Source organism: Arthrobacter sp. SO3 (assembly GCF_020532825.1).
Lineage (GTDB): Bacteria > Actinomycetota > Actinomycetes > Actinomycetales > Micrococcaceae > Arthrobacter.
In genome coordinates this window covers 20,572-41,621 of the sequence record NZ_MQTS01000056.1, presented here as the reverse complement: position 1 = coordinate 41,621, position 21,050 = coordinate 20,572, and the positions used below count along the sequence as shown (strand labels likewise).

The 21,050-nt window shown below is 63.8% G+C and carries 16 protein-coding genes; 10 read left to right on the top strand and 6 right to left on the bottom strand.

Translation table 11 applies throughout. The features are described from left to right. Nucleotides 1-416: 416 nt before the first annotated feature. Nucleotides 417-1,115 carry a maleylpyruvate isomerase family mycothiol-dependent enzyme gene (locus BJQ90_RS06180; protein ID WP_226759425.1) on the bottom strand — a complete coding sequence of 233 codons (699 nt, stop codon included), beginning with the start codon at nt 1,113-1,115 and terminating at the stop codon, nt 417-419. Between the two features lie 284 nt (nt 1,116-1,399). On the opposite strand from BJQ90_RS06180, the gene BJQ90_RS06175 reads away from it, so the two are divergent. The 4 genes from BJQ90_RS06175 to catC all read left to right on the top strand — a co-directional run bounded on the left by BJQ90_RS06175 (nt 1,400) and on the right by catC (nt 5,268). Next, nucleotides 1,400-2,806, top strand: a complete 1,407-nt coding sequence (locus BJQ90_RS06175; RefSeq protein WP_226759424.1) for an MFS transporter — start codon at nt 1,400-1,402, stop codon at nt 2,804-2,806. Nucleotides 2,807-2,919: 113 nt separating this feature from the next. Further along, nucleotides 2,920-3,864, top strand: coding sequence for a LysR substrate-binding domain-containing protein (locus tag BJQ90_RS06170; protein ID WP_226759423.1), 945 nt, complete (start codon nt 2,920-2,922; stop codon nt 3,862-3,864). After that, nucleotides 3,861-4,964: a mandelate racemase/muconate lactonizing enzyme family protein gene (locus BJQ90_RS06165; protein WP_226759422.1), complete on the top strand. Its 1,104-nt coding sequence runs from the start codon at nt 3,861-3,863 to the stop codon at nt 4,962-4,964. Before BJQ90_RS06170 ends, BJQ90_RS06165 begins: the two co-directional genes overlap by 4 nt. Nucleotides 4,965-4,989: 25 nt before the next feature. Continuing rightward, nucleotides 4,990-5,268 carry a muconolactone Delta-isomerase gene (gene catC, locus BJQ90_RS06160; protein WP_226759421.1) on the top strand — a complete coding sequence of 93 codons (279 nt, stop codon included), beginning with the start codon at nt 4,990-4,992 and terminating at the stop codon, nt 5,266-5,268. 49 nt (nt 5,269-5,317) lie between these two features. Here the strand turns inward: catC and BJQ90_RS06155 are convergent, their stop codons facing one another. The 5 genes from BJQ90_RS06155 to benA all read right to left on the bottom strand — a co-directional run bounded on the left by BJQ90_RS06155 (nt 5,318) and on the right by benA (nt 12,684). After that, nucleotides 5,318-8,143, bottom strand: coding sequence for a LuxR C-terminal-related transcriptional regulator (locus BJQ90_RS06155; protein WP_226759420.1), 2,826 nt, complete (start codon nt 8,141-8,143; stop codon nt 5,318-5,320). 62 nt (nt 8,144-8,205) lie between these two features. Beyond that, nucleotides 8,206-9,033 (bottom strand): 1,6-dihydroxycyclohexa-2,4-diene-1-carboxylate dehydrogenase, encoded by an 828-nt coding sequence (locus tag BJQ90_RS06150; protein WP_226759419.1) that lies wholly within the window; start codon nt 9,031-9,033, stop codon nt 8,206-8,208. Continuing rightward, entirely contained in the window at nt 9,033-10,688 is a 1,656-nt protein-coding gene (gene benC, locus BJQ90_RS06145) for a benzoate 1,2-dioxygenase electron transfer component BenC (RefSeq protein WP_226759418.1), read from the bottom strand. The genes BJQ90_RS06150 and benC overlap by 1 nt, the downstream gene beginning before the upstream one ends. A gap of 40 nt (nt 10,689-10,728) precedes the next feature. Further along, nucleotides 10,729-11,265 (bottom strand): benzoate 1,2-dioxygenase small subunit, encoded by a 537-nt coding sequence (benB, locus tag BJQ90_RS06140; RefSeq protein ID WP_226759417.1) that lies wholly within the window; start codon nt 11,263-11,265, stop codon nt 10,729-10,731. A gap of 36 nt (nt 11,266-11,301) precedes the next feature. Then, complete coding sequence (gene benA, locus BJQ90_RS06135) at nt 11,302-12,684, bottom strand: benzoate 1,2-dioxygenase large subunit (RefSeq protein WP_226759416.1); 1,383 nt, start codon at nt 12,682-12,684, stop codon at nt 11,302-11,304. Nucleotides 12,685-13,004: 320 nt separating this feature from the next. Here benA and catA point away from each other — a divergent pair, with 320 nt between their 5' ends. The 6 genes from catA to BJQ90_RS06105 all read left to right on the top strand — a co-directional run bounded on the left by catA (nt 13,005) and on the right by BJQ90_RS06105 (nt 21,003). After that, nucleotides 13,005-13,901, top strand: a complete 897-nt coding sequence (gene catA, locus BJQ90_RS06130; RefSeq protein ID WP_226759415.1) for a catechol 1,2-dioxygenase — start codon at nt 13,005-13,007, stop codon at nt 13,899-13,901. 184 nt (nt 13,902-14,085) lie between these two features. Further along, complete coding sequence (locus tag BJQ90_RS06125) at nt 14,086-15,294, top strand: benzoate/H(+) symporter BenE family transporter (RefSeq protein ID WP_226759414.1); 1,209 nt, start codon at nt 14,086-14,088, stop codon at nt 15,292-15,294. A 1,193-nt stretch (nt 15,295-16,487) separates the two neighbouring features. Then, nucleotides 16,488-17,180 (top strand): MSMEG_4193 family putative phosphomutase, encoded by a 693-nt coding sequence (locus tag BJQ90_RS06120; RefSeq protein ID WP_226759413.1) that lies wholly within the window; start codon nt 16,488-16,490, stop codon nt 17,178-17,180. A gap of 24 nt (nt 17,181-17,204) precedes the next feature. Beyond that, nucleotides 17,205-17,759: a DUF3090 domain-containing protein gene (locus BJQ90_RS06115; protein ID WP_226759412.1), complete on the top strand. Its 555-nt coding sequence runs from the start codon at nt 17,205-17,207 to the stop codon at nt 17,757-17,759. Next, the gene (locus BJQ90_RS06110; RefSeq protein WP_226759411.1) at nt 17,759-18,526 is read left to right on the top strand and encodes an SCO1664 family protein; all 768 of its coding nucleotides are present in this window, start codon (nt 17,759-17,761) and stop codon (nt 18,524-18,526) included. Before BJQ90_RS06115 ends, BJQ90_RS06110 begins: the two co-directional genes overlap by 1 nt. A gap of 806 nt (nt 18,527-19,332) precedes the next feature. After that, a complete protein-coding gene (locus tag BJQ90_RS06105) occupies nt 19,333-21,003 on the top strand; it encodes a phosphodiester glycosidase family protein (RefSeq protein WP_226759410.1) in 1,671 nt (556 codons plus the stop codon). The last annotated feature ends 47 nt before the right edge of the window (nt 21,004-21,050 follow it).

Here is a 21,050-nt window from a genome sequence, read left to right as displayed (position 1 = left end):
ATGCGGTCATGCTGATCTCTACTTTCGGTAGACCCCCATTTTAAGAGGGCCCACTGTCCGAGATCTCCGCGGCAGCCCAGGCCCCCCGCAGGGGCCCATACGTGAAGAGTTTGTGCACACTCAGAGGCCCACAAGCCCTGGAACAGGGAAAACACGTGCCCGTGGTGGGACTCGAACCGGCTTCCAGCACTTGAATATCCGCCGCTCGCCCGAAGACCTCCGCAATCCGGCCCAGTCCGGCATCAGTACGAACCAATCCGAAGCCCACGGTGTGCACCATGTGCACACCCCTATTTCAGCCAGCCAGCGGCAGGCAACGTTGAATCGGGTTAGGACCCCCGGGCCATCACCTGGACTCCGTCCGCCACCACGTCCTGGATCGCTCCAGTCAGCCCTTGTGCCCAGCGCCCGTCAGCTCACCAGGATGGCAGCACCGGCACCTGGCCGTCCACGTCAATATGTTCGGCGTCCCCGCGGGCCAGCCACTGAAGCAGACCCTCGCGGTCGGACACCACGCGCAGACCGCCGTCGCCGATCACCCACTCGTCACGCTCCTCGGTCACCAATGTCATTCCCGGTGCCCCCTTGGCCCGGAGCGAACGCACCACAGCTTCGAGGGCGTTCAGCAACGAGTCCGGATCGGCCTCCTCGATAGTCCAGGCCGTGTCTAGGTCATGGTGATGCACCACCACCTCGGCAATCCGGAGCGCAACGATGGACGTGGCAGGGAGCGCCTTGCCATTAAGCTGCACCTCCGGGGCCACAAGCTCCCCGCCCAGCCGCTGTGCCTGCTCGGCAAAGTTCCGGGCCGACTCGCGCAGTTCCCCGACGAGCTCTTTCCGCGGGAGAGCGGCCAAGGCGGCGATCTCTTGGGAGCGGGCGTCCCGTGAGGCATACAAGGGACGTTCCTCGCCTGTGGTGGCCCAGTCGATGAGCTTTACCAAAGCGCGGCCGCTGGAGGCGACGTGGGCGATAACATCGGCGCGCGTCCACCCCTCGCACAGCGAGGGAGCGGTCATCTCGTCGTCGACAAGGGACTCAACGGTCGCCAGGAACATGTCCGACTCCCTGCCGAGGCGGGACAGGTCTGAGTGAAGGCGTGCGGGCTTGATCATTTTGCCAGCCTACCCATGCGTCCGTAGTAGAACCAGCGTTCCCGCCCCGGTCTTCCATATCCAGATCGTATGCACTGAGACGGTCAGGACTGCCGAGGGCGTACCTCCCTAAAAAGGCCGTTTGAGATCCACAGCATATGAATATCCCCCGGGCGAAAAGCCGGGTATTTCCCTCATATGGCTTGCATCACACCTCTGTCAGGCTGAAAGCAATCGGAGGACGGCCCCGAAGATCCTTCGCGGCGCAGCTCCGCCTTCACTTCTCCCAGAGAGGACTTGGGACCATGACACAACCGCATGCCGTTATAGCCGAAAATCCGAAAAAAGAGGCGCGCACGGCAAATTGGGTCGCCTTCATCATCTGCACGGCCCTCTTGTTTGACGGATACGACCTCGTAATTTACGGCACCATCCTTCCGGGGCTGCTCGCGGACCCGAGCCAGATCGGCGCATTTGATGCAGTCGCCGCCGGCCTGCTTGGATCCTGGGCACTCATCGGAGTACTCGTGGGCTCACTGGTCTGTGGCGCTGTTGGTGACTTTTTCGGCCGGCGCCGGCTGATGCTCCTGGGCATCGCCTGGTTCTCCGTCGGCATGTTCGCCACTGCCTTTGCCACCACTGTTCCGGCCTTCGGCGCCTTGCGCTTTATTACCGGTCTCGGCCTGGGAGTGGTTATCGCGACTGCCGGCGCCACCATGGCTGAATTCGCACCCGCGGGAAGGCGGCAGTTCTACAACGCAATTGTGTATTCAGGGGTCCCGGCAGGCGGCGTCCTGGCATCAGTCATGGGCATCCTGTTCCTCGACAGCATCGGCTGGCGTGGGCTGTTCATCATCGGTTCCCTGCCTCTGGTCATTCTCCTGCCTTTTGCCTGGCGCAAACTCCCGGAATCGCCGCGCTGGCTGTGGACCCGGGGCCGTGAAGAGGAGGCCCTGGCCGCCGCCGAACGCACCGGCGTCCCGCTCATCGAAGAGCGGGTGATCCTGGAGGTCGGTGCCGCGCCCCAGAAGTCCGGCTTTGCAGCCGTATTTTCCCGCCAGTTCGCCGTAGCATCCGTTCTGCTGGCCCTGATGTCCTTCTCCGGCCTACTGCTGACCTACGGACTCAACACGTGGTTGCCCAAAATCATGGAGGGCTACGGCTACGGCCGGACGTACTCCCTGTTTTTCCCGCTCGCGCTGAACCTCGGCGCGGTGGCGGGCGGGTTGCTCGCGTCCCGCCTGGCGGATAAGAACGGACCCCAGCGGGTCATCGCCGCGACCTTCGCACTGGCGACCATTTCCTTGGCGCTCATGACCTTCAGCTTTCCGTTGCCGCTGCTTTTTGCCTTTATCGCCCTTGCGGGCGTGGGAACACTGGGCACCCAGGTACTGGTTTACGGGTTCCAGTCCAACTACTTCACCACCAATGCCCGGGCGGCCGGCGTTGCGTGGTGCGCCAGCGTGGGCCGGCTGGGCGGCGTGCTGGGCCCGATCATCGGCGGCTGGCTTGCCGCCGCCGGTATCGGCGGGTCCACGGCCTTCTACATCTACGGGGCAGTGGCACTTTTCGGCGCTGTGGTGACCGTCCTGGTCCCCCGTCAGCGAAAGCTGGAGGAAGCCGGGCACAAAGTCGAGGAGATCGCCGAAGAACGGGCAAATGACAGCGTTCCCACTGAGCAACTCACGGGGGCCGAACGGATGCTACCCTGACATCATTACGCCTTCTGAATATACTAGTAGGCCGCTTTATGGTTATTATTTGAATCAATAACGCGCCCAGGGCAGCACCGTCGGGGCCGGTCGGGCGGAAGGACGGCACCACGTTGGACATTCGGCAGTTGAACTATTTCATCGCGGTTGCCGAGGAGCGGCACTTCGGCCGCGCGGCCAAGCGCCTGCACATGGCTCAGCCACCTCTATCGCAGCAGATCCGCCAGTTGGAAGAGCAGTTGGGAGTCCGCCTGCTCAACCGCACTACGCGGAGGGTGGACCTCACAGCGGCGGGCCAACTCCTGCTGGATCGCGGCCGGCAGATCGTTAACGAGCTAGCGACACTTCAGGCCGATGTCTCTCAAGTGGGTAAGGGCGCCACCGGCGTCCTGAGGGTGGGCTTCTCAGGGTCGGCAACCTACGGCGTCATGCCGCAGATCGCCCGCCTTGCCAAGCAGGTCCTACCCGGACTGTCCCTTGCGCTGCATGGCGAAATGCTCACACCTTCCATGGAATCAGGGCTGCGGGAGGGTACTTTGGACGCCGCCTTGCTGCGCCCCCCCGTTGCTTCCCCGGACATCGACTACCGGATTGTGGCCAGGGAGCCGCTCGTCGTCGCGCTTCCCGCGTTCAGCGCCCTGGCGGTCGACCGGAACGTGGGCATGCACGAACTGCAGGACCAGGACTTCATCGCCTATGCTCCGGAATCCGTGCTCTACCGCACCACGTCAGATTTGTGCCGCCAGGCCGGCTTCCGGCCACGCATCGCCCAGGTGGTAGGAGAGACGTCCACGATGCTCGCGTTTGTGGCCGCAGGGGGCGGGGTGGCCGTCATGCCGTCCAGCGTGCGCGCCATCCAACTCGAAGGCGTTGTCTACCGGGAAATTGAAAACGTCCCCGCGGTGGAACTCGCAGTCGCCTGGATGCGCGGGCATCCCTCCGCCCTGCTGCAGAATTTCCTCGAAGTCGTTGACACCGCGACCGCAGAGCCCGGGCGCCTGCCCCCGCACCCCGGCCCCGTGCCAATTCCCACTGATGAAAGGCTGACCCGCCCATGAAGATCGCAGCCATTGAGGCGATTCCCTACTCGATCCCCTATCTCCACCCCCTGCACTTCGCCTCCGGATCCGTGCACGTGGCGGACCATGTGCTCATCAGGCTCCGCACCGACGACGGGGTGGTGGGCACTGCCGACACACCGCCGCGCCCCTACACCTATGGGGAGACGCAGAAGTCCATCGTCGCGGTAGTAGAAGACATTTTTGCACCGCAGCTGATCGGCGTCGACATCTTTGACCGCGAGAAAGTCCAGGAAATCCTGAACCGGACCGTCCACAATCAGACGGCCAAGGGGGCGGTGGATATCGCCCTGTGGGACGTCATTGGCAAGACTCTCGGGCAGCCGGTGACAAAGCTGCTGGGCGGGTACACCGACTCGCTCCGGGTCTCCCACATGCTCGGCTTCAAGCCTGCCCAGGAGTTGCTGGCACTGGCGCTGGAGTTCCGCGAGACCTATGGCATCAACACGTTCAAGCTCAAGACCGGGCGCCGCCCCCTTCACCTCGACATCGAGGCCGCCCGGGTACTGCGGGATGGCCTTGGCGAGGACGCTGAGCTTTACATGGACGCCAACCGCGGCTGGTCCGCCAACGAGGCCGCCGAAGTGCTGCGACGCACGGCGGAGTTGGGCCTGCAGTTCCTGGAGGAGCCCGACGACGCCCGCGAAGTCCTCGGGCGCCGCCGCCTCGTGGCGAACTCCCCCATCCCCATCGCCGCGGACGAGTCTGCTGCCAATCTAGGTGAGGCCGCACGGGAAATCCTCACCGGCGGCGCGAACCTCCTGGCTGTTAAGACGGCACGGTCCGGTTTTACCGAGGCAGCCAAAATCGTCGGGATGGCAAAGGGTATGGGCATCGACGTCTATATGGGCAACCAGATCGACACTCAGGTCGGCACGGCCGCCTCGGTGGTCTTCGGCGCCGCCTTCGCCCATACGGCCAAGCGTGCAGCGGAGCTGTCCAATTACCTGGACATGGCCGACGACCTCCTGGCCGAGCCCCTGGCCATCACCGGCGGTCGCATCCGTGTTCCCGAGGGACCGGGCGTAGGCACAGCTGTTGATGAAGGCAAGCTCTCCCTGTACCGCTCAGACCGATAACATCCCAACCTCCGAAAGTACATCCGTGAAATATCTTGTCCACATGGACGTCAACCTGCCCGCCGACCTCCCCGCCGCTGAAGCCGCGGAGATCAAGACCAAGGAGAAGGCCTACTCGCAGGCGTTACAGCACTCGGGAAAGTGGCCGGAAATCTGGCGGGTGGTTGGGGAATACGCCAACTACTCAATCTTCGACGTCGATTCGAACGACGAACTTCATGAGATCCTGCAGAACCTTCCGTTGTTCCCTTTCATGGACATCTCGGTGGTGCCACTCGCCAAGCACCCGTCCGACGTCAAGTAAACGCCGGGTCAAGCTACACCGCCTGCATCAGGACAAGCTGTGTCCCGGGTCAGTCCGTGGCCCGGAACGCAGCCGCAAGTTCGCTGCGGGAGCGGACTCCCATCTTCCGGTAGACCCGGGTCAGGTGATACTGCACCGTCTTCTCCGCCACGAACAGAGCGCGGGCCGCCTCCTTGTTGGTGGCTCCGGCCGCTACCAGCTCGGCCACCGCCCGTTCCTGCGCTGTTAACTGAATGCGGTGGTCGCTGGCCGCCATGAGCACGGGGTCTGCCAGATCGGGCAGGTGACCGACGTCGAGACCTGTTGCTTTGAGCTCACGGTCGCACCGTTCCACGTAGGTGGCCGCCCCAAGGGAGTCGTACAGGTCGCGGGCCACGCGCAGGACCGAGGACGCCAAGCGCCGTTTGCCCGCCCGGCGCATGCTCTGGCCGAAGGCAAAGCTGACCCGGGCCCGCAAGTACGGCCGGTTAAGCCCGCGGAGGTGGCCCAGGGCCGCCTCGAAGTGTTCCCTGGCAGTGTCAGGATCCCCCTGCGCGGCCACGAGCCGGCCTCTCGCCCACGCCATCCGCGCTAGATCCGATGCCACTTCCCGCTCTCGCGGGACACGTTCAAAAGCGGTGAGGAATGAGTCAGCAGCGTCGAGCTGGTCAGTCATGACAAGGGCGTTGACGTAGGTGTCCTGCCAGGGCCAGAAGGACACCCGGTTCTCAGTCCAGGGGTCCAGCTCCGTCAGCGGCTGCAGCACAGCCAAAGCACTTTCGTAGTCGGCCCGCGCCTCGTGGAAGCGGGCACGGGCAAGGCTTGCCGGCACCTGCATGGCCCGGTACGTCCCCGGCTGCACCGCTGCTTGCGAAACGTAGTAGCGGGCCCGGTCCCAGTCCCCGCGCATGGACCAAAGCTCCGCGGCAGTCCAGTACAGCAGGGGCCGGATCAGCGGCATTCGCGAGGTTTCGAGGCGTACGGATGCGCGCGCCACGGTGTCGGCAGCCGCATCCCAGTTTCCAAGCACCAGGTGGGTCCGCGCCAGCCACGCCTCGGCCCACAGGGAAATCCGCATCGAGCCGCCACGGTACTCAGTGGGAGCAGCCGCCTCGAAGTTCGCCAACGCTGACTCAACGTTGTCAAGGCGTAATGCCAGCCAGCCGGCACCCATCTGGACCCGCTGCTTCTGGGCGTTCTCGGCAGCATGTGCGAAGGCCCGGTGATAGGAGGCCTCCGCCTCCGAAAGCCGGCCCTGTGCATACAGGCCCAAGCCGTAGATTGCCTCTGACTCAACATGCGCGGGGGTTCCCGGCTGCGTAAGTTCCATAGCCCGTTCGGCCCAGCCGGTAATCAGCGGGCCGTCCCAGGACGCTACGCCGTGCAGGACGAAGCGCTGCGCCACCTGCGCGGCGGCCGCCGGATCACGCTCTGGGTTGCAGGTGCGCCAGGCCATCTCCAGCTGCGTCTGCGCGCTGTCATTTTGTCCCGACACAGTAGAGAGGTATCCCAGGACGGAGGAGCGGAGCGTTGAGGATGGCAGGGCGTCCACTGCCGCGCTCCACATCTGCGCCTGGGCTATGTTGCCGGAACCCACCAGGGCATCCACGGCTCTCAACATCCTGTCGTTCCGGGATCGGATTTCCTGGGAAAGCCGGGACGCGGAGAACAGCGCCGTCGAGGCCTCCTGCCACACTCCCAGCAGGGCCTGGCCCCGGGCGTACTCCTCCAGCTCCTCGGCAAGGGCCTCGTCTGCACCGGGAGTTGCTGAGACACGGTGGCCCAGACGTTCACCCTCGGGCTGCACGGCCTCAGCTGCCAGCCGGTGCAGCGCGATGCGCCGGCTGGGGACGATCTGTTCGTAGATGGCCTCGGCTGTGCCTGGTTCAAAGAACACAACGGAAGAACGGGCCTGATCCACAGTCAGCCCCAACAACCCCGCCCGGTGCCCCTCGTCGAGTACCTCCATGACCGATTCCAGCCCGCTGACCTGGGAAACCTCTGGCAGCCCCGCGCTGCGTCCGAGCACGGATGCAGCCTCTGCCACAGAAACCAGCCCGGGAGACGCCGCCGCCAGGACGCTGCGCACCCGGGCGCGCACCCGGGAGGTCGGGGGCAGGGAGGGAAACCACGCCTGCCACGTCTCTGCTGGTAACTCGTGGAGCAGCTCTACGACCGGTTGCGCAATTCCGCCGGTGTGCTGGACCAGCCCGTGGGCCGCCGTGGCACTAAGGTCGAGGCCGAGCGTCGTCCGGGCAAGATGCTGGACCTGCTGCGGTGTGAGCGGATCCAGCGGAATACGGGTGACCTGATGACCTGAAAGGAAGTCCAGGGCACCTACGGGGACCCGTGTTGTGTCATCGGGGTTGATCGTGAGCAGGAACAGAATCCGCTTTCCGTGCAGCCGGCGCATGACGAAGGTGAGGATGCGCAGGCTCTCGGTATCGAGTTTGTGAACGTCGTCGACGGCGACAACTGCGGTGCCGTGCGACTGCAGTCCTTCGAGGTGGGTGCTGAGAGTCAAAGCGTAATTGACCACTTGGCCCGGCGTAAGCGACGCGACGGGGCCAGGGGGCGGGCCGCCGTCGTAGTCCTTTGCCGAGCGGAGCGGCGTCGTGAGCATAAGCTGGGAGTAACCGGCGAGGGCAAACTGAGCCTCCCAGTCGTCGCCCATGGCGGACAGCACGCGGACACCACGGACCCCGGTGCGGCAGTGCTCAAGGAACAAATCGAGCACTGCGGTCTTCCCGGAGCCCGCCGGCCCGGAGATGACGACTGCGCCCACATTTCCCTTGCGGACAGTGCCGAGAATCTCCAGCAGCTCCTCGAACACCCCCCGCCGGCCAACGAGCGGAAGGTCCTCCGCCATTTCACCGCTGAGGGAGCCCGTCGTCATGACCGCAATCCTACTGGAGCGGACCGCACGGCCTTGGCGGCGGGAATCCATCACCGGTGGCCTTAGCCCAGGTCCCCGCCAGCAACTGGAAGGATGGTTCCGGTGAGGTAGGACGCTTCATCTGATCCAAGGAATACGATCGGCGCAGCCTGTTCATCCAGGGTCCCGTAGCGCTTGAAGAAGGAAGAATCCACGGTTTGGTCGACGATCACCTGGTACCAGGCCTTTTCCATGGAGGATTCGGCTTCCGGCCCCCGCTTGACCTTGCGGGGCGGCGCCTCGGTACCCCCCGGGGCGGTTGCGACTACGCGGATACCGCGTCCGCCGACCTCCATTGCCAACGACTGCGTTAACGCGTTGACTCCGCCCTTCGCCGCCGCATAGGGCACCCGGTTCAGCCCGCGGGTGGCCACCGAGGAAACGTTGACGATAGTGCCGGAGCCCTGTTCCAGCATCGCTGGCAGCACAGCCCGGCACGTCCAGAGGGTGGGAAAGAGTGAGCGGCGGATCTCCTTCTCGATCTTCTCCTCGTCGTACTCTTCGTACGGGCGGGCCCAAATCGTGCCGCCGACGTTGTTGACCAGTACGTCCACCCGGCCGTGGGCGGCCAGCGCGGCCTCCACGGCCCGCTTCGCACCTGCGAAGGTCTCAAGGTCAACGGTCACCGAGGTAGCGGAGCCTCCTGAACCGGAACCCTGGGCGGCTTCCTCGATCCCTTGCGCCACCTCGTGGACCAGGTCGGACCGGTCCACCAGCACAACGGCGCCGCCCTCGGCCCCGATCCGCTCCGCTACCTTCTGGCCAATGCCCTGGGCGGAGCCGGTCACAAGAGCTACCTTGCCGGCATAGCGGCCCGGCGTAATGAACTGTCCAGCATACGGCTGCGTCATCAGTGGCCGGCCTTGGCATCGATCGCCGTGGCCATGGTGTCCTTGGCGTCGTGTGCATGGGCCATGATGACCTCCCGCGCCCGCGCCTTGTCCTGACGTTCGAAGGCGTCAACGATATCGAGATGGTCCTGCGTGACCCGCATGAAGATGCTGGTTCCCGCCTCGAAGGCCGCCGCCATCTGCGCGTGGACGTCGAGCCTGCGGTAGGACTCGAGCAGCATGGGGTTGTCGCAGACCATAAAGAGGTATTCGTGGAACTCCTCGTTGGTCCGCGCGAACTCATCCGGGTCCTGGATGGTGCCGCCGGTTACGGAGCGCGTGGTGGCCTCGGCAAGCCGGCGGAACTGGTGCAGCTGCTCCTGGCTGAGCCGGCCCAGCATCAGCTCGCTCACTGCGAGCTCGAGGCCCATGCGCGCGTCAAGCTGGGCAAAGCTGTCCTCCTTGCGGAAATCCAGCCGGCCGGTCTCCAGGGAGGAGACGGCCTCGCTTCGGCTCATGGTGTCGCCTTCTGCCTCGATCTTCTCCACGGGTGCCGGTGCACCTGTCTCCGCGTCGCCGCCGGTGGTCTCCTTCGGCGCAAAACGCTCGAAGTAGAAGTTGGCGGGCTTGATGCTCTCGGAGTCCAGCCACTTCGACACGGCATTGACCATAGGAGGCGGCCCGCAAAGATAGATGTCAACATCGCCGTCGAACAGGTGCGAGGGCTCAATGATCTGGGTGACGTAGCCCGTGTTTGGAGCAGAAGTGCCGGGTTCTGAAGCAATGTAGTCCCACGTGAATCCGGGCAGCTTCGCCTCATAGTCCCGCAGCCAGTCCAGGCCAACGATGTCCGCCTCGCGGGTCAAGCCGTAGATCAGATGGACGGGAACCGACGCCGGATTCTCGGAAAGCTTCTCAAGGATGGACAGGAGCGGGGCCAGACCGGTACCGCCTGCCAGCAGCAGCAGGGGGCGCTTGGGCTCACGAAGGAAGAAGGAGCCGTAGGGACCGGTGAATTCTATGGTGTCGCCCACCGCTGCCCTGTCGCGCAGGTATTCGGACATCGCACCTTGGGGTGTCACCCGCACCATGAACGACGCATCGTGCACCTCGGGGCCGCTGCTGAATGAATAGGAGCGCTCCGCGTCAGTTCCCGGGACCTTGAGGTTGACATACTGGCCCGGAAGGAAGGCCAGACCCTCCCGGTTTTCCACCTCCAAAGTGAAGGAGACCGTGGTTTCCGTGTGCTTGCTGAGTTCCTTCACGGTGGAAGTGAAGGTGGTGGCCGACGTTTTCGCCGATGCCGACGTGGCAGGGATCTGAATGGCCATATCGGACTCCGGCACTGCCTGGCAGGTGAGCATGTAGCCCTTTTCGAGCTCCTCCTCCGTCATGGCGTCGTCAATGTAGTCACCCGGATCGAAGGAACCGGAATCGCAAAAGGCCTTGCAGGTGCCGCAGGCACCATCACGACAGTCCGACGGAATGTTGATGCGTGCCTTGTACGCGGCGTCCATCACCGTCTCGTAGTCGCCGACCTTGATGACTTTGGTGACGCCGTCCTCGAAGCTGAGGGCTACTTTGTGGCCCATGATTTCCTCCTGGCTGAGGATCGCGCCGTCGCGACCCGGGAAAGTGTGGATGTGCCCGACGGGCACGGTTTTTGAAACGGTCAAGGCCGGTGCCGGGGAAATGCCCGGCACCGGCACGGGGCCGTCAGATCATGTAGACGTCCACCACGTGGTGGATGTAGTCGTTCTTGAGGACGACCTTCTTGTTCATGATTACCGGTTCCCCGTCGGCCAAATCGATCGTGTAGAAGCTGGTCCCGAAGTACGTGTCTGTTGTGTTGTAGCGGAAGTACAGGGTGAACCAGTTGAAGCGCACCTTCACCTGGTCGCCATCGTGCTCCACGATCTCGATGTTTGTGATGTTGTGCCCGGTGCGGGGCTCCGGGAGTGAGGTGGCTGAGGACCGGTCCGTCTTGATCCGGAAGACCCGGTCCTCAATGCCTCCGCGGTTGTCGTAGTAAATGAGTGAGATCTCGTTTTGCGGGTCCTCGGTCAGCCGGTCGTCGACGTCCCATGCAGGCATCCAGAACTCGGAGTCCGGGTGGTAGCACCGGAGCCAGTCATCGAATTGGCGCTCATCCAGCAGCCGGGCCTCCCGATACAGGAAGGCACGGACGGTTTCGAGCGTGGCGATTTCCTCGGCGGTCTTGAACGCCGCAGCAGGTTTTGTCAGGTTGGTCATGGGGTACGCACTTTCTCTGGTTCGACGTGGACGCGGTCAGGCCGTGACGGGAACGGCATCCACGGCGGAGAGCTCCGCCTCCGCCAGGGCCCGGTCCATGACTTCCTTCCAGTACCCGTGCTGGATCGGGTAGAGCCCCTCGTCCTCCGTGCGCACCCCGGACGCGATCACTTTGGTCATGCCCAGCGCCCGGGCCTGCTCGTCGGGGCCCGTGATCTCGTGGGTGGACCCGCGCGTCATGTCGTTCCAAGGCGCCGAGGTGGCCCAGTACGTCTTGTTGCAGGATCGGAACTCTTCAAGGTCGTCGGGGGTTGCCATGCCCGTGGCGTTGAAGAAGTCCTCGTACTGGCGGATGCGCTTGGAGCGGTTCTCCTGGGACTCGCCCTTGGGTGCGATGCAGTAAATGGTGACCTCGGTCTGGTCCGCGGAGATGGGGCGGAAGTGGCGGATCTGGGAGGAGAACTGGTCCATGATGTAGACATTCGGGTACAGGCACAGGTTCCGCGAGATGTTGATCATGAAGTTGGCCATCTCCTCGCCGTACTTCGCCACAAGCTCCTCGCGGCGGTCCCACAGCGGGCGGTCCTCGGGGTTGGTCCACTCCTGCCACAGCAGCAGGTGTCCGTGGTCGTAGGAATAGAAGCCGCCCTTGACCTTGCCCCACTTGCCGGCGTCCATGGCCTTGGTCTTGTTTGCGGAGTCGCCTGCGCTGCGGCGGGCGGTGGTGGCAGCGTAGTTCCAGTGCACGGCGGTGACGTGGTAGCCGTCGGCGCCGTTCTCCGCCTGCACCTTCCAGTTGCCGTCATAGGTGTAGGTGGATGAGCCGCGCAGCACTTCGAGTCCCTCCGGGGACTGGTCCACGATGGAGTCAATCACCTTGGTGGCGTCACCCAGGTGCTCTTCGAGCGGGAGCACATCCGCCTTCAAGGAACCAAAGAGGAAACCGCGGTAGGACTCGAAGCGGGCGACCTTGGTGAGGTCGTGGGAGCCCTCTTTGTTGAAAGTCTCAGGGTAGCCCGCGTTGCGGGAGTCCTTGACCTTCAGCAACTCACCGGAGTTCTTGAAGGTCCAGCCATGAAACGGGCAGGTGAAAGTGGTGCGGTTGTCCGTCTTGCGGCGGCACAGCATCGCGCCGCGGTGGGAGCAGGCGTTGACGATGCAGTTCAGGTTCTCGTCCTTGTCGCGGGTGATCACAACTGGAGTGCGGCCGATGTTGGTGGTGAAGTAGTCTCCCACATTGGGGATCTGGGACTCATGGGCGAGATAAACCCAGTTGCCCTCGAAGATGTGCTTCATCTCCAGTTCGAAAATATCCTCATCGGTGAAAATTTCGCGCTTGGCCCGGATGACGCCGTTCTCACGGTCGTCGATCACGGCGTCGGAAAGGACCTCACGGACGTGGGTCAGGTTCTCGGTCATGGCTGCTCCTTCATTGGAGAGTGCTGGACAAATTTGGCGGGAGGTCCGGGCCGGCCTGGGGCGCCGACGGGGGACGTTGTCAGGCAATCTTGCCCCATGGTGACCGCACTCACATCAGGCAAATACCTAGGTTCGACCAAGGGTCAGATTATGTAGATTTAATGACTAAAAAACGGTCTAATCAATATTTGTGCCGTCCTTATCGCGGGGCCTATCATGAGACAGACATCACGCGTAGCCACCTCACCGCGGGATCAAACCCTGCGCACGGAGGCTCGCACCGGGTGCAGGAACCATTCCTCCCCTGTTCAACGAAGAGTATGGAGAACACCATGACTGACACCCAAACGGACGCCCGCAAAGAGGACGAGGGCACTGCTGTGGAGGCCGGCTCAAAGGCCACCGAGCGCTTTACCGCCTCAGGAAAGCTCGCGCAGCTGGATGTGCCGAAGGAAAGGGTGAGCCTGCTGGCAGGGGCCCTTATCAAGGCCGCCAACGACATCGTTGTCGAACACGAGGTCACCTACGAGGAATACAACGCACTCAAATCCTGGCTGATCAAGGTAGGCACAGACGGGGAATGGCCGCTGTTCCTGGACGTGTGGCTGGAACACACTGTCGAGGACGTCAACTCCCAGGACCGTCCAGGTACCGTGGGTACCATCGAGGGACCCTACTACGTGCCCGGCTCCCCTGTGCTCCAGAGCCCTGGCACTGTGGAAATGCGCGAGGACGAGGAGGGCACCCCGCTGCACTTCACTGGCCGCTTCACTGACACCGAAGGCAATGCAATCCAGGGTGCTCAGGTGGAAATTTGGCATGCGGACAGCGCCGGATTCTACTCCCAGTACGCCCCGGGCCTCCCCGAATGGCTCTTCCGTGCCACGGTCAAGGCGAACGACGACGGCCGCTTCGAAATCAACACCATGCGCCCGGCGCCGTACCAGATTCCCACGGACGGAGCTTGCGGGCAGCTGATCAACGCGGCCGGGTGGCACGCCTGGCGCCCGGCGCACATCCACATCAAGGTCTCCGCCCCCGGCTTCCAGCCTGTAACCCAGCAGCTGTACTTCCCCGGCGATCCCCACAACGCCGATGACATCGCCTCGGCCGTCAAGCCCGAGCTGATGCTCGCACCACGGCCGCGCACGGACGGCCAAGCCGGCGAAGAAGTGGTCTATGACTACGTCCTCGCCAAGGAAGGCCAGCACAAGTAAGAACCGCCGATCACAACCGGTGCCGGCGCCTCGGCTCCGGCACCTAAGGCGCTCCGGGGTGGCATCCCCGGGGCGCCTATGGTTTATGCCGCCGTTGCCAGGAGTCAGAATGCCGCTTTCCCCTCGGGTCCCACCCGCCTCGTCCCGTACGGGAGCCGCCGTGGCTCCTGCGCCCCAACCGCTGATGGAACGACCAGAGGTTCGCCCCGCAGGAGTGCGCCAGGTCCTCCGTGATCTGGGCGCACCCTACGTATCCAACGGGGTGATCGGCCTCATCTTCGCCGGCTCCGGCCCGATAGCGGTCACGCTGGCCGTTGGAACGGCCGGCGGACTTTCTCAGGGCCAACTCGCATCCTGGGTGTTTGCCATCTTTTTTTCAGGCGGGGCCGCGACCGTCTTCATGTCGCTCCTTTACCGCCAGCCCCTGGGCTTCGCCTGGTCCATTCCCGGCACGGTGCTCCTCGGCCCGTCGCTGCAGCACCTGTCTTTTCCGGAGGTAGTCGGCGCGTTCTTCACGTCCGCTATTCTCATCCTCGCCCTGGGTGCCACCGGAATGGTGCGCCGGATCATGGCGGCGGTCCCGATGCCCATTGTCATGGCCATGGTCGCAGCCGTGTTCCTGAAATTCGGCACAGACATCGTCGCCTCAACCCAGGCGAACCCTGTGGTGGTCGCCCCGATGGTAGCCGTTTTCCTGGTCCTCACGGCCGTGCCCGCCCTGGGCAGGTTCCTTCCTCCGGTGCTCGGCACCCTTGTGGTTGGTTGCCTCGCTGTGGCGGCAAGTGGCCAATTTGCACTCCGGGAAGGCGGACCGATTCTGGCCACCCCGGTCTTCACCCTTCCTGAGTTCACCTGGGCTGCCCAGCTCGAGCTGGTAGTTCCCCTGGCCCTCACCGTGCTGTTCGTTCAGAATGGCCAGGGCGTCGCCGTCCTCCGCGCCGCCGGACACAATCCGCCGATCAACGTCTTCGCCATCGTTTCGGGGGCGTTTTCCTTACTCAATGCCGGATGCGGCGCCGTCTCAGCCTGCGTGACCGGTCCCACCAACGCCCTGATGACGTCCTCGGGAACCAAGCAGCGCCAGTACACTGCTGCCGTGGTGTATGGCGTCCTAGCCATGGCGTGCGCCCTCCTCGCGCCGGCCCTTACCCGGCTCATGCTCGCAACACCCAAGGAATTCATCCTGGCCCTGGGCGGCATTGCGATGCTGCGCGCTCTCCAGCAGGCTTTTGTGACCGCGTTCGCCACAACCTTCACCCTGGGGTCCCTGGTGACATTCGTCGTGACCATGTCCGGCATGAATCTCATCAACATCCACCCGGCGTTCTGGGGCCTCGTCATCGGCTACGCGGTGTCACGACTGCTTGAACGCGCGGACCACGCCAAGTCATAACGCCAAAATCACCAGCGGCACGTCTGACGCCTGCAGCACCTCACGAAGCGGCCGCCCACACGGATAGTCCACCCACTCGCCCGGGACGCCATCACCGGCCACGGCCTGCGCACCACGCTTGACCGAATGATAATCAGCTGGGAACGGGCGCCGTACAGTACAGAATCGAGATTCACGTTGTTTGAACTTCACCATCCCGAAATCGGACGTCGTAAGAGAAATATGTCCTACCAAATATTAGGGAACGACGCTTCCTGGTTACCTTAGTTGCTCTAACGTGAACCGGTAGCGTCTTTTCCACAGGCTTTCCTCTTTAGGGTTTGAACCTAGCTAGCGTCATTCTCATTGACTATCTTGGAAGCGATATCGATGGCTGCGGTTCGGAGCTCCCGAATCGAGGGCGTGCTAGCACGGCTGAGTCAGCCCTGTGGGCAATGGCCTATGTAAACCGGAATGAATCCTGCCTATCGCTGTAATTCGGAATCACTGATCACAATTCCGGTGGGATACTCGACCCATTTATCCAATTCGCTGTCTCGGAACAGGCGGGTCGCGACCATCTCACACTCCTGCCAATCGAGACGCGCGTCCTCCGGAGCAACTCCCAGTGCGGCCGGAAAGTCCCTTAATCTCACCTGCCTTAGGCTACCTGAGGGCGATTTCACGAGATACTCGGGGTTCGTCGCAAATACCAAAAACCTACGCCGCGGCATACTCGCCATGCGAAAGTACGAGCGATCACTTTTAGAAACGGTAAAACCCCTAGGGTTTAATATCCCATGCGGGTTGAAGATCTTGACCATAAGCCGGATAACCAGCGACCTGCCGCAACTCTGCATCGTATAACGGTGGGCAGTCGCACCCAGTGCGCCATTCCGGCCGGTCCTCCGACCCCGGTGGCCATGAGGGCTTGGCACACGACCCGCTCTGAGAGGGCGGGAATTACTGGATCCGACGCGGAGCGGGTACGGGACGTCCTCCATGCGGGGGTCGGATTCGGCCGGGGGTTCTGGCTGTGCCGGTTCTTCCGGTTTTGCTGCCTCGGCCATGAGCTGGTCAATGCGTGCCGTGTCCGTCTGGGCGGCTTTGAGCGCGTCGGCGTGCTGGAAGGGTGCCGCCACTTTATCTGCCCAGTTCGGCGCGCGACCCGGTACGGTTCACACCGTCCTCGAGCGGGTGGTTAGGCTGGGTGGATGGCGACAGTTATTCTCGTGCGGCACGGCCGCACCACAGCCAATGCCACTGGACTGCTGGCCGGTCGGGCCGTCGGCGTCAGCCTGGACCAGATCGGGCGCGACCAGGCAGCTCTGACCGGAGACCGGCTCGCGGCCGTGCCCGTAGTCGGGGTGGTGTCGAGCCCTATTGAGCGTTGTCGGCAGACCGCCCAGCTCATCCTCAATCGCCAGGCTGGCTCGCCCTACGCGCCGGTCGATCTCGATCTCACCGAGTGCGATTACGGCCAGTGGCAGGGCCGCACGCTCAGTGATCTCGCGACCGAGGATTTGTGGCCGGTTGTGCAGTCGCAACCGTCCGCCGTCGTCTTTCCCGGCGGTGAATCCATGGCCGCGATGCAGGCACGGTCGGTGGCAGCGATTCGACGCCACGATGCAGCCTTCGAAGCCGAGTACGGGCCAGGGGCCGTGTGGGTGGCGGTGAGTCACGGTGACATCATCAAGTCAATCCTGGCCGACGCGCTCGGCATGCACCTTGACCTGTTCCAGCGTATTAACGTGGGCCCCGCCTCCGTATCGATCGTGCGCTACGGCGCTAGTCGGCCGAGCGTCTACGCGACCAACACCGACGCGGGTGATCTCTCGTGGCTGTCGAACGGCATCCACTCTGGCGATGCGCCGGTGGGCGGCGGTGCAGGGCAAAAGGCGCCATGAACCTCATGTGCCTAAAATACTGACATGCCTACACGTGTTTATGAGTTTGCCTGGCCTGATCGGGTCGTCGTTGGCACCATTGGCCTTCCGGGGGCGCGCACGTTCTACCTGCAGGTGCGCGAAGGGACGCAGATCGTGAGTATTGCCCTCGAGAAGCAGCAGTCGGCTCTGCTTGCGGAGAAGATCGACGAAATTCTCGAACAGCTCATCACCGTCGAGGGCAACCCCTTCAGCGTTCCCACGAGTACTCCCATTGAACTTGTCGACAATGACCAGCTCGAGGCCGTTCAGGAGCAGTTTCGCACCGGCGCCATGAGCTTGGGTTGGGACCCAACCACGGCCCAGGTCGTGGTAGAGGCCTACCCCATCACCGATGTCGATGCTGAAGGCAACGACGAATCGCTTGATGAGGACGGCGCTAACGAGTCCGAAATGCTGTTGGTGCGAATGCCGGTCGGCACCGCCCGCGCATTCGCCAAGCGCACTCGTGAGATCGTGGGCGCCGGGCGTCCGATGTGCTCGATCTGCGGTTACCCCATGGACGCCGACGGGCACATCTGCACCCTTCCCGAGGTCTGATGCCAGCGCCGGACCTAGTGACCGCCGAGCTGACGCTCACCGGCCGCATCACGACGGCTTCAAACGCTACCTTTCTGGGCAGCATCGGCGACGTGGTGGTCGTCTATAAGCCGATAGCAGGCGAAAGTCCGCTGTGGGATTTTCCCCACGGCACTCTGGCTCACCGGGAGGTGGCCGCCTACCTGGTCTCGCAGGTCTTGGGCTGGGACGTCGTGCCGCACACCTGGCTGCGCGATGGTCCGATGGGCGAAGGAATGGTGCAGCTCTGGCAGGAGCAAGACCCCGCCCAAAGCGCCGTGACCCTGGTCCCGACGGACCACGTGCCGGAGACGGGCTGGAAACACGTTCTCAAGGGACGAGATGAGAACGGACGGATGGTCGCCCTCGTTCACGAAGACTCGCCAGCGCTCAGACGCATGGCGGTGTTCGACATGGTCGTCAACAACGCCGACCGCAAAGGCGACCACATTCTTGCCATGACGGACGGACACCGGTACGGCGTGGACCATGGGCTCACCTTTCACCGTGACCACAAGCTGCGCACGGTGCTGTGGGGGTGGCTGGGAGACGCTTTGACCGCCGAGGAACGCGACGGCATAGATCGTGTCAGCGAAGGACTGCACGGTGGGCTGGGCCGAAACCTGGCGGACTTGCTCAGCGCCGAAGAAATCGCATCGCTCGCCGCGCGCTGCGCCCGGTTGCGCTTGACAGGGCGGTTTCCGGCTCCGAGCGGTGAGATGTCGGCGGTGCCCTGGCCGCTATTCTAAGGGAATTACGGCTCCGGGCTTCGCAGGCTGTGTCACGTTGATGGCATCGATCTTAAGGTAGCGACGGAGCTTCATTCCTGAGCGCGAGCTCGGCTAGCGATTTTCCTAGGAGCCAGGCTCCGGCCGGCAACCCTCTGTTCCGAAGGTTTGGGCGATGGGAGAGACATCAACTGTCACCGGGAATTCGCTGACCGAACGCCGATAACAGCGCATATGCTGGAATGTATTTGCGCTGGCCCTGCGATCTGCCCTCGGTCCGGTCGTGCATATCAAGCCGCGTGTCCTCGGTCGCATGGAGTCCTTAACTGAATCGTCCCTTGGCACTGGGGCTGCAGCGGTTTGTCTGGGCTCGTCGCTGGGTTTCCAAGCACCGTTGCGATACCCGACGTGGCTTGTCCTCCAACCCGCGGATCACCGGGGCCGAGGGCCGAACGGACACATTCCTGGTCTGGTGCGCTGTGGCCAGAGCGTCTGAGTTCTGGCCGTGTTGGTCGGTGGTTGAAACCCTGACGTATCCCAGTGGAAGCCCCATGGACCACATGCCAGGTCCGGGGTGTGTCACATTGTCTCGAGGGCTTGTGAGACTCCCCCAGTGAGACCGACTCGGTGAGACACTTTTCGCCGCATAAAGACTTGTTTTCGCGGATCGGGCATGTCCTCATCAAACTAGAGTTTGCGAGACTGGAACGGTTACGCCAACGACACCGCAGCGAGTATGGAATCCGCCGTGAACAGATGGCGAAGACACCGTGAACTACGGCGTGTGGGTGGGAACCCGCGTCCCCAGGCACCGTAGCGTCGCGGTCATGATCACACCCAGTCATCGTTTCCGCAGAGCTTCCATCGCCGCCGTGGCCGCGGCCCTGCCGATTGCATTCCTTGCCCCCGCCGGCGCCTCCACAGCGGCGCCGGACAGCTCACACCAGGCTGCTGCCGTCACCCCGGACCCATCCGACAAACTCGACCTGGGCGCTGCCGGCCTCCCGGAGTCCCGCGCCATCACCACCCTGGCCCCGGGCCTCACCCGGACGTCCATCACCCGGGGAACCCCCAACCAGGACTTCTTCTGGACCGCTGAGGTTGCCGTTCCGTCCACCTCCCCGGATCCGGACGCGCCGGCGTCAGCACTGTCCACCCAGTCGCAGGCCCAAAAGGTCGCCGACAAGCTCAACGCCGCAGGCGCCGTGGCCCGCGTCGAACATGTCCAGTCACCGCAGCTGGCCGACGCCGGAGGGGATCTCGGCTACCGCGTGCGTGCCGGACACTTCACGGCCAAAGCCGACGGCTCCACCACTGTCGCCCAGATCCAGGCGGCCGGCTACAAATCCTCGGTGATCTACACCGGCTGGGACGGCGACGAAGGCTCCAGCGAGAACGACCACGGGCCCTGGAAGCTGGAGGTCCTCACTATCGACCCCAAAGAATTCCGCGGCGACCTCACTTCCTCTTTCGGCCCCAACCTCGAAGACCGGGAAAAGACCAGCCAGCTCGCGGACGCCTCGGGCGCCCTGGCTGCGACCAACGGCGGATACTTCGTCATGGACCCCGCCGCCGGGGCCCCGGGCGATGCCGCAGGCGCGGCAGTACACGACGGCACGGTCCTCAGCGAGCCGGTCGGGGACCGGCCCTCCCTCGTCATCGGCGCCAAGAACGAGACCTCCATCCAGCGACTGCACTGGCACGGTACAGTAACTGCCCCCGGCATCGCTGGAGAGCTCCCCCTGGACGGCTTGAACCGGGTGCCGGGCCTCATCCGCAACTGCGGCGGCACCGACGACACCCCAACGAACCTGCCGCTGCACGACTTCACCTGCACCGACGCGAACGAGATCGTCGCCTTCACCCCGGAGTTCGGCGCCACCACGCCGTCCGGTCCCGGACTGGAAGCCGTCCTCGACGCCCGCGACACGGTCACCGCCGTCAACAACACCCGGGGCACCACCATCCCGGCCGGCGGCCACACGCTGCAGGCCATCGGAACGGACGCCGACAAGCTCGCCGCACTGGCTAAGCCCGGCTCCAAGCTGAAGGTAGACACAGACCTCCTCAACGAGCGCGGGAAGCCCCTCAACACCAGCGCCACCACCGACGTTGTCAACGGCGGACCCACACTCGTCCAAAACGGTGAGCTCAACGTGACCGCCAAACGCGACGGCATGGTCCGCACCGACGACAGCAACTCCTTCTTCTACGGGTGGGTGCACAAGCGCAACCCGCGCACCATTGCAGGCGTTGACGCCCAGGGCCGTACCCTTTTGGTCACAGCCGACGGGCGCCAGACGACGTCCCTCGGACTGAGCATCAAAGAAGCCGCCGACGTCGCCCGCTCGCTGGGCATGGTCAACGCGATCAATCTCGACGGCGGAGGATCAACCACCATGGTCCAGGGCGGCCAGGTCGTAAACTCCCCCTCCGACGCAACCGGTGAACGCCCGGTCGGAGACGCACTCCTCGTTTTGCCCGGCCGCAAAGACTAGGCCCGGTCAAACCCCGCCCACGGCACCTGTTGTCGCGGGCGGGGTCT